Below are 17,842 nucleotides of genomic sequence, written 5' to 3'. Positions count from 1 at the left end.
AAGAGCAAGGTGGGACATGGTTCGGACTATTCGCGACATCGCTAAATCTGCAGGGGTATCCGTTTCGACGGTCTCCAAAGTGATTAATAATTATCCAAATGTGAGCGACAAAACGAAAGAGCGCGTACTTCGGGTTGTCAGGGAAGAACAATTTGTACCCAACTCAACCGCGCGGGGGCTCGTCAAGGGGAGTACTCAAACTTTAGGGCTTTTTTTGACGACGGGTTTAACACATCCTTATTTTGTTCAACTGCTTGCCGGTTTGGAAGAATCTTTGAAAGAGTCGGGTTATGACCTCATCTACCTGGCCCAGATCGACTGGAATCCGGAATATAGTCTGGTGCGCCATTGTCGTAGCCGGAATGTGGACGGAGTGCTGATCTTTGGTTTTCAACGGAACGACCTCAATTTTGATGAGATGCTGCAGTCTGAAATCCCGACGATGTTTATTGATTTGGATTTGATCGGAAGCAGGGCGGGCTTCATTACTTCGGATAATGTGGATAGTATGCGGCAGGCTGTCAGCTATTTAACAGGACTGGGGCACCGGAAAATTGCTTTTGTGGCCGGCTACCAGGATTCCTACGTGGGCAAGCTGCGTTTTGAGGGTTACCGCCAGGGGATTCAGGAATCGGATTTGCCTTATAGCTCGGAATATACTTTCTTCGGCGACTTTACGAGAGACAGCGGGTACGCCGCGATGAAGCAGTTCTTGGAGTGTTCTGCACCTCCGACAGCCGTAATTTGCTGTTCGGATATGAGCGCGCTGGGGGTCATCGAAGCGGCGGCGGAGGCGGGCTTAACCGTGCCGCAGGACTTGTCGGTCATCGGATTCGATGATATTGAAATCTCCCGATATACGAATCCGCCGCTAACAACAATACGTCAAGACTTTCAAACTATCGGCAGGCAGGCCGTCCTGCAGCTTGATCAATTGATCCGTACTCCGCATATTGCCCCGCCGACACTTATTATCCCGACAGAGCTAATTATCCGCGGATCATGCGGAATATGCCGGGACAGCGAATAGTAAAGGCGATTATTCATGCTGCTTCATTGAGCACTGAATTATTATTTTGTAATAGAGAAGAGTTGAATATAGCAATGAGTAGTTATCTATCTTCGAATCGGAGCAAGTTTGTTCTAACATTCGTTTTGTTACTGTTAAAAATCGGGCTGATGCGCTCTTTCTTCTACGAGGGGATCCAGTGGAAGGGGCTTCCGGCGGAGGCTTTATCGGTGCTGGCCATTTTATGTCTGGTCGATCTGATCTTCCCTTTAAAGCGAAAAGGACCCGTCTTTTGGAGTTTTAATTTTATTTATTCATTTATGCTGTTTGCTGCGACTTTGTATTACGCACATTTTGGGACGGTGCCCACTTATGCGGTATTAAGCGAATTGAATCAGGTGCCGCAAATTCGGGCCAGCGTCAATGCACTGATTCGGCCGGAGCAGTTTCTATTCTTTGCCGATTTTGTAGTGCTGGCTATTATTGCCGTAGCGGGGCGCATTCGGGAGCATCGCCGAAACCGCACGCTCAGCTTTCGGAGCAGTAGTTGGGGACAGGGCAGCCGCCGCACCGGCTGGGGCTGGAGAATCGGAGTTGCCTGTGTTCTAATCGTCAGTGTGGTGATATCCGGGCGGTTTATCTCTTCCGGCAAAAAGATTGACAACGAGCTGGTTCGCGCAGAAAGCATCGGTTTTTTGAATTATCAGGTGGATGCCGCGCTGCGTAATCGTGAAGAGGAAGAGATGATTGCGAAAGGCAATATTCAGGAGACAATCTCAAACATCCAGAGCTTGCAGTCCGGATATCCTTATCGGGAGGGGGCCGCAGGAGCGATTCCACAACATTTCGGAGCCGCTCAAGGCATGAATTTGATCGTCATTCAAATGGAATCCTTCCAGAACTTCCCCATCCATCTAAAGGTGGGGGACCAGGAAGTAACTCCGGTGCTGAATCAACTGGCTAAGGATGGGGCTTATTTCCTGCATACGTTCCAGCAGATCGGACCGGGAAATACCTCGGATGCGGAATTCATGTCCAATACGTCGATCTATCCGACGGCGGCGGTGGCTATGTCCAAAGGGTATGGAAGCCGGGAGCTTCCTAGTTTGCCGCGTTTACTGCAACAGCATGGTTATGTAGCGAACACGTTTCATATTAACAAGGTGACATTTTGGGACCGCAACAAACTGTACCCTGCGTTGAACTTTGATAAATATTATGACAAGCCGTACTTTGAAAACGACCATTTTAATGATTTTGGAGCCTCGGACGAGGAAATGTACCGTGTAGGGGTAGAAAAATTAACGGAGCTGCAAACCCAGGGCAAACCTTTCTATGCCCAGTTTGTAACGACATCGAGCCATTCTCCGTTCGTGGTACCGAAAGATAAGGTGAAAATCCAATTGCCCGACAACCTGAAAGGGACGAATCTCGGCAATTACATTACCGCCGTCAATTACACGGATTACGCGATCGGGAAGTTGATCGAGCAATTGAAGGAAGCCGGCATGTGGGATAACACGATGCTGGCGATTTACGGCGATCATTTCGGCATTCAGCCGAGCGAGACCGGAGCCTCCGAAATTACGGAGAAGCTCGGAATCCCTTATGACGACCGGATCAGCCGGTTCAATATTCCGTTCATCGTGCATGTACCCGGACAGCAAATGGGTATTGTCTCCAACGTAACCGGTGGACAGGTCGATATGCTGCCGACGATGGCTAACCTGCTCGGCGTTTCCCTGAAGGATGACAAGTTTACCGCACTCGGCCAGGATTTGCTGAACATCGACCGCAACGTAATCGGCATGCGCTACTATTTGCCGACGGGCTCGTTTTTCAACAACGAAGTCATGTTCGTGCCTGGCCAGGGATTCGATGACGGTACGGCCGTATCGCTGGACACGCTGGAACCGGTGTCGGATATTTCCGCTTACCGCAGCGACTACGATTACATTACTCAATTGATGAAACTGTCCGATGAGTACGTAAAGCTTATTCCGAAACGGCATTAAAATATTCACGCATAACAAAAGGGCTGCTCCCTTCATCCACGGATGACTTGGGAACAGCCCTTTTTTATGAACCAAGATTCTATTCTAAGATGCGATATGATTGGTAAACGCTCTCTTTTATAATCTCAGGCGTCTCCTCCATTTGCAGCCTATAGGCTGTTTCGCTCAACTGGCCGGATGCAAAACGTTGTGTCAATTGCTGTTGGAGCTGCTCCGTCTGCAGTTGGATGACCGTGTCGATTTCCTTCTCATTGGATTCCGCGATGTCCGCCAGCGACTGACCTTCCAGCAATGAGTCATACAATACACGCTCGTTGGTTAAGCCGAGGGATTCGATGAACCGGTCCTTTCCGGTTTCCCTCGATTTGTCCAGATGAGACAGCATCGCCGGAAAAGCGGCGGCATAGGCTTTGCTTGAAGTATGTCCCGAAATGCCGGGAATGACAGTAATTACGCAAGCCATGGTGCCTACAATGACAATTCTTTTTATATTCATATAGGAGAAACCTCTTTCATTGTCTTAGTGATGTAACTAGCCTTCTTCAGGTATTACGGCTGGGCAAGCTAGTTAGTTTCAGTTTTTGGGGTTCTAAATTTTCGCCTATGGGTAATTTTTGTTAGGATGCTAAATTGCAGAAACTTTTATCTGTCTCGATGCGTCATATAGTCATGGAGAAGCACATGCTTTGTTTAAATTGAGGGAGGATGAAACTGTGAGGAAAATATGGACTACGCTTTTAGCGGCGATTCTGGTCGTTCCGATGCTGCTGCAAAATACAGCACAAGCCGCTACGCCTATCAGCGTGTATATTAACGGCAGCAAGCTGGCGACGGATCAGGCGCCGGTGGCCGTTCAAGGACGCGTGCTTTTACCGCTCCGCGCGATTTTTGAAGCGCTGGATGCTACGGTGGATTGGAATCAGTGGACACAAACCGTTACAGCAACCAAGAACAATACAACGGTTGTTTTAAAGCTTAAATCAAAAACGGCGACAATCAATAACGAGACGGTTTCACTCGATGTTCCGGCCCAGGCGATCAAGGGCAGAACGATGGTACCGGTACGCTTCGTGAGCGAGGCACTCGGCGAGGCCGTGAACTGGAACTCCAGCGCGAAGACGGTAACGATCGTTTCCAGCGGTTCTTCGGAACAGCCGGGGACTCTGTATCCGGTATCCTATGTTACCCTGCGTGATGTAGGCAATACAGGAGACGGACGCGATCTGGAGGTTAGCTTCTCCCGTTCTTCCAGCGAATCGTTGGTGGACCATTACCGGGTTATGATCGTGAAAGCGGCGAATGCTTCAAACTTTAATCTGGCTTCTGCTTTGAAGGTATCTTCTGCGAATTATACGACGGTACGGCCAAACGGCTCCGATCCGGCGATCACGATGTCCTCGGGGTCGAAGGATGTTGACGGAGCGCTTATTCAGTCTAATCAATCCTATGTGGGCTATGTTTTGGCCATCGGAAAGAACAATGCGGGCAACGTATTGTCCAATGCTTCTTCCAGAATTACTCTGGATACGGGTGTTTCCGTAGCTGCCGCTACGAATGTTAGAGCCAATGATATCAGCGATTACACGGACGGCCGCGACTTGTCGGTAAGCTTCACCCGTGCGTCGTCGGAAAGCAATATTTCGAGCTATCGCATATTTGTCGTAAAGACCAAAGATGCTGGAAGCTTTAACCTAGCTGCAGCCAATGCAAATCAGTATTACACTACCGTAAACAAACCGACAGGAAGCAATACAACTTTGACGGGAACGTTTAGCTCGTCTTCGCGGGATACTTCCGGCGATTTGATCAAGAATGGCGTTTCCTACACGACGTTCGTACTCTCCATGAGCAATACGAGCGCGTCCAACAAGCTGTCTTCGGCTTCTTCGGCCATTACGCTCGGCGTGGGAACCGTTACAGCACCGATTATTACTCTGGTTGAGGACCGCGGCGATAGCGGGGACGGCCGCGATTTACGGGTCAGCTTCACTAAAATCTCTGATGAGTCCAAAATTTCGGGATATCGAATTTTTGTAGTGAAAGCAAGCGATTATTCGAACTTTACACTGGCCAAGGCGAATGCCGTTTCCAGTTCGAACTACACCGAGTTCAGCAAGACGGGATACAACCAAAATCCTAACTTGAACTCTTCGTCCAGAGACGTTGACGGTGCTCTGATCCGCAACGGAGTCAGCTACCGCGTCTTCGTTATGGCGATCGGCAGCGGCAGCAATGCTGGAAATAACGCGTTGTCCTCTGCATCGAATGCCATTACCCTGCTGAACAATTACAGTGTGGGGTCTGTATCGAACTTGTATGTTAGCGACGTGAACGATTATAACGATGGCCGTGACCTGTTGGTCTCCTTTAACCGGGCGTCCGATGAGTCGAATATTAGCTCTTACCGCATTTTGGTGGTGAAGGCTTCTAAATCCGACAGCTTCACGCTGGCCAAAGCAAATGCAGTTGACAGCAGATACTACACTCAGGCGAATACGGGAAGCAACTTCAGCAAAGTCCTGTCCAGCAGTGCGCGAGACGTTGACGGGGATTTGATCCGCAACGGAGTCAGTTACCGCGTGTTCGTTCTGTCGATTGGCAGAGGCAGTTATACGGGAGAAAATACATTATCCCCGGCATCATCCCAGATTACGTTAGGCAACAACTACGGCGTAGGAGCCGCTTCGACTCCTGTATTGGAAGATATCAGCGATTACGGCGATGGTCGTGACCTTCAAGTTAAGTTTAACCGGGCTTCGGACGAAACCAATATCAACCATTATCGGATTATCGTTGCCAAGGCAACAACTACGCTTGATTTGGCCAAGGCAAATGCGAGTCAATATTTTACTCCGGTCTATAAGGCCGGAAGCACGCTGACCCAGACTTTAGGCTCAAACGCCCAAGACTATGACGGTCATCCGATTCGGAATGGGGTTAAGTACCGGGTTTACGTTCTCTCGGTAGCTAATAGCAATTATGGCGGAAATAATGCTCTGTCCTCCGCAGCGGAATTTACGCTGTCGGATAATTCAAAGGTACAGCCGGTTACCGGAGTGAGCGTATGGTCCGAGACCACAGCCAGCACGGGTACCGCAGGCGACATCAAGGTGAGCTTCAACAAGCCGGCAAATGAAAGCAACATTGCGGAATATCGCATTCTGGTAGTGCCCGCAGGGCAAGCAGGCTCCTTCTCGCTCCGGGATGCTAACAACGTAACCTTGTCTCAAAATTATACCTCCGTTATTCCGAGAGGAAGCAATATTACGAATTATCCGGTACAAAGCCAGAATACTGCCTTTGGTGATCGGATTCAGCCCGGCACAACCTATCAGGTATTTGTTTTGTCGGTAGCCAAGTCCGGAAGCGGTGCGGTAAATGCTCTGTCCGATGCTTCAGGTCAGGTGATAGTAAATCAAGCTGCCGTTGCTTCACTAGAGAAGGTTAGTGCTGCGAATGTTGTAGCAGTAAACAACGCGGACATTGAAGTCAGCTTCTCCGAACCAAATGATAATGCTAATATCGCATCTTTTGCGGTTATAGCTGTAAAACAAGGCGAGCCTATGAACTTGGATACAGCAATTAGTGCATATTCGAACGGAAAGTCCGTAGTAATCGGGAAAGGTAACGGGCAAGGAACTAAACAAGTTACTGTGAGACAGGATATTTCCGGGAGTGCTCTGAGCACGACGGATTCTGTGTACGACATTTATATTTTGTCGATTCCAACGGATACCCGTTCCTATCAGTACTCCTTATCCGAGAAGTTCATCTCGAATCAGCTTCCTAAATCTGATACGCAGACTAATGAACCTGGCAAGGAGTCTGACCCAACAACACAAGCGCAGCAATAGATCCAATTGTTTTATAATTGATGGAGCAAAGAAACAACACCAAGAAACTGCCGATTCATATCGAATCGGCAGTTTTTAGTGGACTGAACTGAATATTCTGACTAGGCTGAATGATGGCGAAATAGTCTCGTGCTAGGCTTTCTGGCGTAAGATAACAGCCGCTTACGATTCTAACGGACGTGAGAGACGTTAAACCTCCCGAAAACGGGAGTTGACTATTTTAAAGGACACCACCGCCCTTATTCGTGCCGGATTTCGATGAAAATGGACTTTTCGGGCGAATAAGGTCTCTTGTGACCGTTAGAATGTTTGGACCGCAAAAAACTGCTAGTTAAGGTTTCGTATGTCCGCCAGAGATTCCGCGTATCTCATCACATCCCATCATGCCTCATCACATTGCTCTTCTCCTACGCGCACGTTTTCACTCTAACGAACCGTAGCGTGCTTATTAGCAGGAAAATGGCTCATTCCCAAATCTAAAGAACTCCAGCGACGCTATTGAGTAAATTGAGGCGTGAAAAGTGTCTCTTTGCTCGGAATAAGGTTACTGAAGTTCCTTATAATCACAGTCGGCTGTATTTTTGCCAGATAAGGTTTGGTGGGTTCGTTAGTAAGTTAGATAAGCTGCAGGCAGGGGGAAGGTGGAGTAGTGAAAACTGCCATCTATGAATCTCCCATGTGATTCAATGGCTCATTTAAATAGCTGGAGGTTTTCCATCTATTTTTGGAAAACGGGAGCAGACGGGCAAATTAGCTGGAGAAAATCCAGTTAATCTGATTGGATTGCCTGGCTTGAGGAACCCAGAGGGCAGTGCAGGGCACTCTTTAATGGAAAAACCGCGGAACTTATTTTCCGCGGCCACATGGTTTACACTTTAATATCCAATTTGTTACCCAGGTTGGGGTTCACGTTGCTCTGTTCCAGCATTTGGACCAGATTTTGCCCCTGTGTCTCCGCCTGACTTTTGGCCATGCTTAACACCCGGATCCCCACGGCCTGGGAAAGAGCGGTACGGCTCATAACCGTAGCTGCTGCAGCAATATCCATAATCACACCTCCCCTTATTATTATCGGCAGAACCCGCTGTTTTCTTTTCCCGATTTGACAATGGTTTGAAACCTTTTGTACGCTAAACTTAAATAAAATTTAGAAGATTTCGTGCGTGTATAGACTAGTAATGCCGTAGGGAGGGCTTGTTGTGGACAACTTAAGCAGCTATGTTCTGCCTGACGGCACATTAGACGGAGGCAAGCTCTGGAGAAGAGAGCCGCTGTATCAAGGCATGAACGGTAAAGTCGTAGAGCGGTTCTATCCCTCGCCGGAACGGAGTTATATTTTCAAGCCGCTAACGAACGCGGAGAGCATGGACCGGGAAGCTTGGATATACCGGCATGTGCTGAATTTGTTCCCGCCGGTATATCCCCGGCTGTTGGCCTCCTCGGAGAAGGGAGCAGGGGAGGCGGGCTGGTCGGTTTTCGAGGATCTCGGTCCGCTGCGTCATGAGTACAGCGTGGAGCTGGCCATGGAGGTCGTGAAGCAGATGGCCTGGTGGCACGCCTTCCCGGAATCGCATTGGAAAGATCTGAACGGACAAGGAAACAAGCCGCCGATCGAGCAAATATCGATGTCCTTGAAGACACGGCGGGATGAAGTGGATGCGCTATTGGAGGAGGCCGGGTCAACGATGCGCTTGGACGGGCTTCTTCGAGGCTTAGCGGAAGGAGAGGCTTTCCTCGGAATCAGGGTTTTAAGTCATGGCGACCTGCATCTTGGCAATTACGCCAAGGGAGCGGACGGGAAATTGTACATTATCGATTGGGAACATGTGCATATGAACTCTCCTTTCTGGGATTTATACCATCTCATTGATATGTCGCATCCGTTGTTCCCGAAAACCTTGCCCCTGTCGGAGCGGGAAAGGCTGCTCGGCTACTACTTGAAGCAGTCAGCCTACCAAGGTCGCAGTTGGGACCGGGATGACTTCATCCGCGCCTATTGTTGTTTTGCCGCTGTGTTCTCTTTGTGGATGCTGCTGCTCATTTCGGGCGATTTAATACGAGGGGACAGCGTCTGGCCGGAAGCCCGGCTGCGGGCACAAAGAAGCGAGACGATGGATTCTCTAATTGGTTGTTTAGTTAGACTTTCGCTGGTGAATGATGACAGAGATAGCTCCTCTCAACAGCCTCGGGCTCGTGCTGCAGGCGGGGAGTTATAAGAGGAATTTCAAAAAGTCATCTTTTGAACGAATGTGAACTTAAAGAAGAAGGGGTGATCGGAGCTTGAAGAAAGTCGGCTTAGTGATGCGGAAAATACAGTTTGCCGAATCCCAGGGGCCTCGCGTTTTTGCCGAAAGACTGCGGAATATCGCCAGGGAGCTTGGCGTCGAGATCGTGTTTATTTCTCCGGAGCGCCATGTAAGCGGGCATGACTGGATTCCGGGATACGAGCACGAAAAAGGAGACCTCGTCAACTACGACGTCGTGCTTGACCAAATTTATGGCGAAGGAATTGAGCATGTCATCTACACGGTATCCGGGTTTACCTTCCTCAAGATGTTTCTTCCCAAGAGCGTGCTGTTCCCGCACAGCTTTCCCGATCCGGCTCTAACCGGATATGAAATGATGAAGCCATTCTACAGTATTGTAGACAAGGCGATTGTACAGACGGAATTTTTACAAAGACAGCTGGATACCGTGTTTGGTGTAAAGGAGGTCGACGTCATCCCGATCGGTTTCAGCGAGGAACTGGCGAACCGGCATTTTGATCCGGATTCCGTGGTGGATAACCGGATTCTGTGGATCGGCCGGGACGAGGAGAATCGTCGTCCGGATCTGGTGCTGGAATATGCCCGCCGGAACCCGGACAAGGAAGTGTTCATGGTCTTCGGAGGCTTGCGCTACAAAGAAAGCATGAAAAAATATGATATTCCGTCCAATATCCAGTTACGGTTTGCGTTGTCGCAAGATGAAATCTTTGCGTTAATGAATTCTTCGAAGGTGTATTGGAGCTGTTCCAAGTTCGATACGTTTGCGATGCCGCTGACCGAAGCGCTTGCCATGGGGAAAATCGTCGTCAAGCCGGAACATCCTTGCTATGACCATATCAGCTCTCGCCATGCATTTGCGGGCAATGAGAGGAATTGGTTTGAGCTGGTCAATATGGCGGCGGCTTCTCCGCTGCGGGTCTCGATGGATAACCGGGATTATGCTTTCTCCAAGTTCTCCAGCTCTGTAATGAAGCAGGGGTATCAGGACTTTTTTGACCGCTGGCTGCGATGAGTTGGATGGATTAACCTTTATTTGGAACTATACTGCAAGGTTCAGGCAAAAGAGGGAAGCGTCTCACATATGATACAATAAAGCGCTATCTTGGCGAACGGAGGAATTGCGATGACACTGGGACAACGATTGGGCTACGAAGCCGATGCCAAGCTGTTGATTGTCAATGCCGATGATTTCGGGATGTGCCATGCCGAAAACCTGGCGATCCAGCAGCTGTTTCAAGAAGGGGTAATTTCCTCGACGACGCTCATGACGCCCTGCGGCTGGGCAAGGGAAGCTGCGCTTTGGAGCGCGGCTCACCCGGAGTATCATGTAGGTGTACATCTGACCTTTACCAGCGAATGGAGCGGTTATAAATGGGGGCCGGTGACCCGAAGCGGAGACGTAAGCAGCCTGGTTACGAAGGAAGGATATTTTCCGGCCGACTGTGCGACCTTTGAATCGCAGGCCGATCAGGAGCAAGTCCGCCTTGAAATGATCCATCAGATTGAAATGGCCCGATCGATGGGGGTCGATCCGACTCACCTGGATAATCATATGGGCAGCTTGTACGGGCTTGTAACCGGCAATCACTTCCTGGATGTCGTATTTGAGGTTTGCTTGCAGTACGGGCTGCCGTTTCGGCTGCCGCGTTCGCTGCCTGAAATGGATAAAATCCCGTCGGAAGCCGCAGAAATTGCAAAGCGTGTCGGCGAACTGGCTGATAGTATGGGAGTCGTCATCCTGGATTATCTGATCGGCCCCCCCTTTGGCAAACAGCCCGGGGAAACGTACGAATCTTACAAAGGTGATATGATAAACGTCTTAAAAAGCCTGAAGCCGGGGGTATCGGAAATCATCATACACCCGGCCTTTGCGGACGATGAACTGCGTTCCATCCATCATGAATGGGAGAAGCGGCAATGGGACTTCGAGCTGTTCCGCGACCCCGAAGTAAGAGAGGTTATACAGCAAGAGGGAATCAGGCTGATCCGCTGGAAGGAACTGCGGGAAGTGCAGCGGCAGACACAATAACCGGGACTGAGGGGCTGCAGTCACTCAACTACATGATGGAAGTAGATAGTAAGGTATAGTCAAGGACGGAATGAACCCTAGTTTTTGTGCCAGAAGATAAGAAGCCTCATTTTCTCTCCTGCATGACCAGACCGGCTCCAGTCCGTTCTCCAGGCAGTATGAGATCAGGGCCCGGCTGACTTGAAAGGCGTATCCTTTACCTCGGGCATCTTCGGCGGTTTCAATGCCGATTTCCAATTGGTTGCCGATGAAGTAGGCTGAAAAAGCGGTGGATACCGCCGCGCCGTTCTCGATAAGGCTGTACCCTGCACCGGCAGCAAGGAATTGCTCCGCGTCCTTCCAGTAATCCTTCGGAATCACCCGCCCGTTCAGCCCAAGGAATATTTCCTTGGTCGTAGGAATGATGATCGCAGTCTGGTCTGAATAAGAGCGGGAGTGAGATGTTGCGGCTTCAAACTTTTGACGGTTAAAGGTGAAATTGACTCTGGAATCCTCTAGGATCAGATCCGAAGCGGTCCATTGTCGGATATAGTCATTCCAGCTGTCCGGATACACCTGAAGCCATTCCTGCTTAGTCCTGCTTTGGGAGCCCAATAAATACTCGCGTAATTTTTGATGAAAGAGAAGGTCCTCCGTCTGTCCGAACAACAGTGACATGCCTTGGGGATGTACGATATAAAAGGAGGAAGGCTCCAAAATATCATCAACGAATACGATCCCTTGCACTTGCCCATTAATAACCGCCTGCGCAAATAACGTATTGATCGGTAGCTGATGGAGCGGTTCACTGACTTTGAAATAATTCTCCTCATTTAAAGTGATCATAACGGTATCTCCTCTTTTCAGGGACTCTCTTTTAAAAAATCATGATAGAAGTAAATCGATGACAAATCACCAAGATTTATCACAATGAAGGACATTTAAATCCTATAGGAATAAAAAAAAGGCGGTGCTAAGGAGACGATCCTTGCACTGCCTTTTTGTGTTCTCGTTCTAATGCTAAGCTTCAGATTCGGGTTCCGGTCCGCTCAAGCTGATCCGGAGCATTTCCTCCATAGTGTCGCTGTCAACCGGACGGCTATAGTAGAAGCCTTGAATTTGATCGCATTCATTCTGGCGCAGGAAATCAAATTGCTCTTTGGTTTCCACGCCTTCCGCCAGCACGGTAAGGCCAAGTGATTTCCCAAGTTGAATAATCGATTGGAGCAGCGAATTGTCTCTCGGAGAGGACGGCGTATTCTGGACAAAGGTCCGGTCGATTTTTAGTACCTGTAGCGGAAGCTCCTTCAAATAATAGATGGAAGAGTATCCTGTTCCGAAATCGTCAATCGACAATGAAATTCCTCTTTGCTTCAGGGAATCCAGCCGGTCCTTGATCAGCACGGGATCATTCAGTAGCGATTCGGTAACCTCAAGCTCCAGATATTTAGGTTCGAGACCGGTTTGCTCCAGTACCGTTTCAACCGTGCGGACAAACTGCGGATGCCGGAACTGGACGGCGGATACGTTTACGGAAATCGGCAGTTTGGGATACCCGGCATCCTGCCATTTCTTATTGGTCCGGCAAGCTTCCCACAACACCCATTCCCCAAGCTCGACGATAAATCCGCTGTCCTCGGCAATCGGGATGAAGGAGGCGGGAGAGATTCGCCCATTCTCCGGGTCATTCCACCGGATCAGCGCCTCCAGCCCGGTAAGGGCTTGAGTAGAAAGATCGATCTTCGGCTGATAGAACAACTCGAATTCGTTATCCGTGAGCGCCCGGGGCAGTTTTTTCTCGATTTGGACGCGCTCCAGGAGCTTGTCCACTAAATAATAGTCGAAGTAATGCGGATCGCTTAACGATTCGCTTTTGGCTTCCTTCATAGCCAACTCCGCGTGTTTCAACAGCTGAGGCACATCCTGCCCGTCATCCGGATAGATGCTGATCCCCATTCCGAAGCCGATGCTGATTTCTTCGCCGTGCACTTGATACGGCTTCTTCAGCAGTGCACTTAAGTCAACGGCCATCCTATGAATTTGCAGCGGATCGGAGAGACGGGATAACAAAATAATAAATTCATCGGCGAAGCTGCGGCAGATGGCAGGACCATCGCCGAAGCAGCTGCGGATCCGATTCGCCACGCCCACGAGAAGCTCATTTCCCGCCGCTTCCCCGTAACTTTCATTAATATATCTGAACCGATTCAGGTTTACACGCAAAATGGCAGCCGTTTTCTGCTCGCTGCCGGTCAAGACCAATTCCGATTTAACAACTTCTTTAAAGCGGTTCATGTTCAACAGTTCCGTAATCGGGTCGAAGTAAGAGAGTTGGCGAATCTTCTGGTTGGAAGCGTCTCGCTCCTCCATTTCTTTGGTGACATCGAATTGGAGTCCGATGAAATATAAAAGACTGCCGTCATGATCGAAAATAGGGCTTATGATGAATTGGTTCCAGAATGTGCTTCCGTCTTTTTTATAGTTTTTAATCGTGACTGTATCCGATCGACCTTCCTTGACCGCCCGGCGAATGACGTCCAGATGGTCTTTATCCGTCTCTTTACCTTGAAGAAAGCGGCAGTTGCGCATCAAAACTTCATCCCGGGAATATCCGGTAATCTGCTCGAAGCCCTGGTTGACGTAAACGAGCGGATTGTCCTTCAAATTGGGATCGGTAATCGCCATACCTACATTCATCAAATCGATGGAACTCAGCAAGGCGGAAGCATTTATGATAGACTCGATTCTGTCCACTGTAAGACCCCCTAAAAATGAACCGTAAACGGGTAGGTATTCAACTGATGATGTCCGGTATACGGGAGTACATCTTAGTTCCATCATACATGCGCCCCGTTCAGGAAATCAATGGATACTTTTTTGGCATCCGAAAAATGGTACCCCCAAAACGAAATCTGGAGCATTACCTCTTTTAGCGAAACTCCTTACAATAGGACTATAGATTTTGAAAGTGCTTACACACTAAGCCACGAAACAGCTTGGAGGTCAGAGGGAATGGACATGCAACAGACTACGCAACCGGCAGCCATGACACAAAAAGAGACGCCGCCTTCCGAAAGGCGCAAATGGCTGAAAAAACTGTACACGCAAAGACATATTCAAATCATGGCGCTACTCGGCATTGCCTGGATGATTATTTTCAACTATGTTCCTATGTATGGTATCATCATTGCATTTAAGGATTACGACATCATCAGAACTATTTCCGAAGCACCTTGGGCGGGACTGACGCATTTCAAAGAGTTTTTGTCGGATGAAAATTTTGGCTATGTTATGAAGAACACGCTTGGCATCAGCTTGATCAAGCTGTTGTTGTTCCCACTACCGATTATATTTGCTATTTTCTTGAATGAGGTCCGCTCACTTCGCTTCAAAAAAGCGATTCAGACGATCTCTTACTTGCCTCACTTCTTATCTTGGGTAGTTCTCGGGGGGATCCTCGCTACATGGTTGGCGGATGTAGGTATCATCAACCATATCCTGATGGCCTTGCATGTGATTGACCAGCCGATTTCATACCTGGCTGAACCGAAGTATTTCTGGACGATCGTCATCACATCGGACCTTTGGAAGGAGCTGGGCTGGTCCGCGATCATTTATTTGGCGGCAATCACCAGTATTTCGCCTGAGATGTACGAAGCGGCTACGATTGATGGAGCCGGGCGTTTCCAACAGATGTGGTACGTGACGCTTCCTGCAATTAAAGGCACGATCAGCATCTTGTTCATCCTTGCTGTCAGCGGTGTGCTGAACTCCAACTTTGACCAGATCTTGGTATTGCGCAACTCATTGAACGACAGCGCAAGTAACGTTATCGATTACTACGTCTACTATACAGGTATTTCTCAAGGCCGTTTCTCGTACTCAGCGGCTGTCGGATTGTTCAAATCCGTAATTGCGCTCGTATTGCTGTTGATTGCGAACCAAGTATCCAAAAAACTCAACGACACCTCGTTGTTTTAGGCCAAGGAGGACCTGCACATGTTTATAACAAGCCGTAGAACAAAGGGCGAAGTCATCTTCGATCTTTTAAATAATTTAGGAATGCTATTGATTTGCTTCGTCACCCTGTATCCAATCTGGTACGTGCTGATCAATTCCTTTAATGATGGCAAGGATGCGATGCTGGGAGGTATCTATTGGTTCCCGCGGGTGTTCAGTCTCGAAAACTATAAGGCCGTGTTCAACAATGCCGGCATTATGACCGCAATGTGGCTCACCGTTGCCAAGACCGTCGTTGGGGTAGTCGCTCACGTATTTTTCACAGCTATGGTAGCTTACGCATTCTCTCGCAGAGAATTGATCTTCGGTAAGACCTACATCCTGCTCGGGACGATCACCATGATCTTCTCCGGCGGTCTGATTCCAGGGTACTTGCTGATACGTAATTTGCACTTGCTCGATAACTTCTTAGTTTATATTATTCCGGTCTTATTCAGCTTTTTTGATCTTATTATCTTCATGACCTTCTTCCGGGAAATTCCCGACGGGCTGGAAGAGGCGGCCCGGATTGACGGAGCAAATGATTGGACAATCTTTCTCAAGGTGGTTCTTCCGGTCTCCTTGCCTGTTCTTGCTACAATCGCCCTGTTTCATGGGGTGTACCAATGGAATGACTACTTTGCCGGGATCATTTACGTCAATAAGGAGTCGCTCCAGCCGATTCAGACCTTCCTTTACCGGGTGGTCGCTCAATCCAGCTCCAATATTATGACTACGGCTTTACAGGGAAGCGCCGTCACCAAGACGGTAACCTCGCAATCCGTGAAGCTGGCAACGATGGTCGTAACCACACTTCCGATCGTGTTCGCCTATCCGTTCCTGCAGCGCTTTTTCGTTAAGGGAATGATGATCGGCTCGATCAAGGGCTAAACGGGCAATCCGTGCCCGCATCGCTTTCGGTAACTCCTCCGGGCCGCCTCGCGGCGGCTTTGGAGTTGCACTTATAGCACTTCAACATATTTAGAAAAGGGGTAAAAAAGCATGGGCATGAACAGTAAGTCCAAAAAAATGATGATGCTTCTGATGGCAGCCATCATGGTTTTCTCTCTGGCAGCTTGTTCCGGCGGTAAAAACAACGCTAGTAAAGAAAGCGCTAACAACAAGCCGGCAAATTCTGCTGAAACTTCCGAACCGGCAACTCCTCCATCGGCTGACGAACCGGGATGGAAATCCGACACGTCTCCGATTACGTTTGACTGGTATTTGAACTTTGCCTGGTTCCCGAATAAATGGGGCGTCGATCCGACTTCCCAATATGTAACGAAAAAGACGGGTGTTGATATTAACTTCATCGTTCCGGCCGGTAACGAAAACGAGAAGCTGAATACGCTGATCGCTTCCGGCAAACTGCCAGACTTCATTACGCTTGGCTGGTATGAAGACGGCGTGAAGAAAATGATCGAAGGTGGCCTCGTTGAGCCGCTGAACAAATTGGCTGAAGAGTATGACCCGTACTTCTTTAAAGTATCCGACCCCGACAAGCTGGGCTGGTATACCCAAGAGGACGGCAATGTTTACGGCTATCCGAACTCCTCTTCATCTCCAAAAGACTATGAAAAATATGGCGATACTTATGTATCCAACCAAACTTTCGTAGTTCGCAAGGATATCTATGAAGCGATCGGCAGCCCGGATATGCGTACACCGGAAGGCTTCCTTAATGCTTTGAAGGCAGCCAAGGAGAAGTTCCCGGAAATCGACGGCCAACCGATCATCCCGCTCGGCTTGCATGAATTCACGGCAACCGGCAATGATTCCCTGGAAGGTTACATTCAGAACTTCCTGGCCATTCCAAGAGAAAAGGACGGCAAACTGTATAACCGTGAAACCGATCCGGAATACGTTCGCTGGTTGAAAACTTTGCGTCAAGCAAACCAAGACGGGTTGCTGGCTAAGGATATCTTTATCGACAAACGCCCTCAAATGGAAGAAAAGATTGCCCAAGGACGTTACTTCGCGATGCTGTACCAACGTACAGACTTTGCAGCTCAATTGGGTACTTTGTTCCAACAAGATCCTAACAAGATCTATATCGCAGTTGACGGACCTGCCAACACCAACCTGGATGCACCGCAACTGAACGGTCCTTCGATTTCCGGCTGGACAGTAACTTTGATCTCCAAGGACGTTAAGGACAAAGCTCGTGCGATCAAGTTCCTGAGCTACCTGATGAGTGAAGAAGGCCAAAAGGATCTTTACCTTGGCGAAAAAGGCGTAAGCTATGATACAATCGATGGCAAAGACCAATTCAAGCCTGAAGCATTTGAGCTGATGAATAAAGACCGTGCAGCATTTGACAAGGAATACGGTTCTTCCTTCACCTTCTGGATGATGCAAAATACGAACATTACGGAACAGTGGGCACCAAAATCGGTTGAACCTTACAAGCAATTGGAAGACTGGACTCGCGGTAAAACGAAGAGTGTCTCCGAATTCGACTTGCTTGATCCGTTAGCCAACTCCGAGGAGGGTATCATTCTTGGCAAAATCAAGGATCTGCGCAGTAAGAACCTTCCTAAGCTGTTAATGGCTTCCTCCGAAACCGATTTCGATAAAATCTGGGAGGAATATATCAAGAAGCAAGAAGACCTCGGCCTTGCTAAGGTTCAAGCCTTCCAGCAAACGAAATATGAAGAGAACAAGAAGAAGCTTGGTATGCAATAATTAGA

13 protein-coding genes are annotated in these 17,842 nt (G+C 48.9%); 9 read left to right on the top strand and 4 right to left on the bottom strand.

Features of this window, described 5'->3' with window-relative positions:
• Positions 1–16 precede the first annotated feature (16 nt).
• On the top strand, positions 17–1,030 hold the full coding sequence (locus NYE70_RS24720; RefSeq protein WP_211022342.1) for a LacI family DNA-binding transcriptional regulator: 1,014 nt from the start codon (positions 17–19) through the stop codon (positions 1,028–1,030).
• 74 nt (positions 1,031–1,104) lie between these two features.
• Positions 1,105–3,024, top strand: coding sequence for an LTA synthase family protein (locus NYE70_RS24715; protein ID WP_341048737.1), 1,920 nt, complete (start codon positions 1,105–1,107; stop codon positions 3,022–3,024).
• A 79-nt stretch (positions 3,025–3,103) separates the two neighbouring features.
• Here the strand turns inward: NYE70_RS24715 and NYE70_RS24710 are convergent, their stop codons facing one another.
• Positions 3,104–3,520, bottom strand: a complete 417-nt coding sequence (locus tag NYE70_RS24710) for a hypothetical protein (protein ID WP_341048736.1) — start codon at positions 3,518–3,520, stop codon at positions 3,104–3,106.
• Positions 3,521–3,737: 217 nt separating this feature from the next.
• On the opposite strand from NYE70_RS24710, the gene NYE70_RS24705 reads away from it, so the two are divergent.
• On the top strand, positions 3,738–6,878 hold the full coding sequence (locus NYE70_RS24705; protein ID WP_341048735.1) for a copper amine oxidase N-terminal domain-containing protein: 3,141 nt from the start codon (positions 3,738–3,740) through the stop codon (positions 6,876–6,878).
• 868 nt (positions 6,879–7,746) lie between these two features.
• Here the strand turns inward: NYE70_RS24705 and NYE70_RS24700 are convergent.
• Complete coding sequence (locus NYE70_RS24700) at positions 7,747–7,926, bottom strand: YjfB family protein (RefSeq protein ID WP_290407203.1); 180 nt, start codon at positions 7,924–7,926, stop codon at positions 7,747–7,749.
• Positions 7,927–8,077: 151 nt separating this feature from the next.
• Here NYE70_RS24700 and NYE70_RS24695 point away from each other — a divergent pair, with 151 nt between their 5' ends.
• The 3 genes from NYE70_RS24695 to NYE70_RS24685 all read left to right on the top strand — a co-directional run bounded on the left by NYE70_RS24695 (position 8,078) and on the right by NYE70_RS24685 (position 11,174).
• Positions 8,078–9,094, top strand: a complete 1,017-nt coding sequence (locus NYE70_RS24695) for a phosphotransferase (RefSeq protein WP_341048734.1) — start codon at positions 8,078–8,080, stop codon at positions 9,092–9,094.
• 64 nt (positions 9,095–9,158) lie between these two features.
• Complete coding sequence (locus NYE70_RS24690; RefSeq protein WP_341048733.1) at positions 9,159–10,157, top strand: glycosyltransferase; 999 nt, start codon at positions 9,159–9,161, stop codon at positions 10,155–10,157.
• A gap of 111 nt (positions 10,158–10,268) precedes the next feature.
• The gene (locus tag NYE70_RS24685; protein WP_341048732.1) at positions 10,269–11,174 is read left to right on the top strand and encodes a polysaccharide deacetylase family protein; all 906 of its coding nucleotides are present in this window, start codon (positions 10,269–10,271) and stop codon (positions 11,172–11,174) included.
• A 24-nt stretch (positions 11,175–11,198) separates the two neighbouring features.
• On the opposite strand, the gene NYE70_RS24680 is transcribed toward NYE70_RS24685, so the two are convergent.
• The gene (locus NYE70_RS24680; protein ID WP_341048731.1) at positions 11,199–11,999 is read right to left on the bottom strand and encodes a GNAT family N-acetyltransferase; all 801 of its coding nucleotides are present in this window, start codon (positions 11,997–11,999) and stop codon (positions 11,199–11,201) included.
• A gap of 174 nt (positions 12,000–12,173) precedes the next feature.
• Positions 12,174–13,907: a putative bifunctional diguanylate cyclase/phosphodiesterase gene (locus tag NYE70_RS24675; protein ID WP_341048730.1), complete on the bottom strand. Its 1,734-nt coding sequence runs from the start codon at positions 13,905–13,907 to the stop codon at positions 12,174–12,176.
• 258 nt (positions 13,908–14,165) lie between these two features.
• Here NYE70_RS24675 and NYE70_RS24670 point away from each other — a divergent pair, with 258 nt between their 5' ends.
• The 3 genes from NYE70_RS24670 to NYE70_RS24660 all read left to right on the top strand — a co-directional run bounded on the left by NYE70_RS24670 (position 14,166) and on the right by NYE70_RS24660 (position 17,837).
• Entirely contained in the window at positions 14,166–15,134 is a 969-nt protein-coding gene (locus NYE70_RS24670; protein WP_211022334.1) for an ABC transporter permease, read from the top strand.
• Positions 15,135–15,152: 18 nt separating this feature from the next.
• Complete coding sequence (locus tag NYE70_RS24665; RefSeq protein WP_211022333.1) at positions 15,153–16,043, top strand: carbohydrate ABC transporter permease; 891 nt, start codon at positions 15,153–15,155, stop codon at positions 16,041–16,043.
• Between the two features lie 111 nt (positions 16,044–16,154).
• Positions 16,155–17,837, top strand: coding sequence for an extracellular solute-binding protein (locus tag NYE70_RS24660; RefSeq protein WP_341048729.1), 1,683 nt, complete (start codon positions 16,155–16,157; stop codon positions 17,835–17,837).
• The last annotated feature ends 5 nt before the right edge of the window (positions 17,838–17,842 follow it).

It is taken from the genome of Paenibacillus sp. FSL R5-0407 (assembly GCF_038009185.1).
GTDB classification, from domain to species: domain Bacteria; phylum Bacillota; class Bacilli; order Paenibacillales; family Paenibacillaceae; genus Fontibacillus; species Fontibacillus vini.
Note: the sequence above shows the minus strand (reverse complement) of the source record. Positions and strands in the feature narration are given on the sequence as shown.

Bases quoted from the DNA above. Each gene is read 5' to 3' on its own strand.
- NYE70_RS24720 (WP_211022342.1), top strand. From the start codon at position 17: ATGGTTCGGACTATTCGCGACATCGCTAAATCTGCAGGGGTATCCGTT.
- NYE70_RS24715 (WP_341048737.1), top strand. From the start codon at position 1,105: ATGAGTAGTTATCTATCTTCGAATCGGAGCAAGTTTGTTCTAACATTC.
- NYE70_RS24710 (WP_341048736.1), bottom strand. From the start codon at position 3,520: ATGAATATAAAAAGAATTGTCATTGTAGGCACCATGGCTTGCGTAATT.
- NYE70_RS24700 (WP_290407203.1), bottom strand. From the start codon at position 7,926: ATGGATATTGCTGCAGCAGCTACGGTTATGAGCCGTACCGCTCTTTCC.
- NYE70_RS24685 (WP_341048732.1), top strand. From the start codon at position 10,269: ATGACACTGGGACAACGATTGGGCTACGAAGCCGATGCCAAGCTGTTG.
- NYE70_RS24680 (WP_341048731.1), bottom strand. From the start codon at position 11,999: ATGATCACTTTAAATGAGGAGAATTATTTCAAAGTCAGTGAACCGCTC.
- NYE70_RS24670 (WP_211022334.1), top strand. From the start codon at position 14,166: ATGGACATGCAACAGACTACGCAACCGGCAGCCATGACACAAAAAGAG.
- NYE70_RS24665 (WP_211022333.1), top strand. From the start codon at position 15,153: ATGTTTATAACAAGCCGTAGAACAAAGGGCGAAGTCATCTTCGATCTT.
- NYE70_RS24660 (WP_341048729.1), top strand. From the start codon at position 16,155: ATGGGCATGAACAGTAAGTCCAAAAAAATGATGATGCTTCTGATGGCA.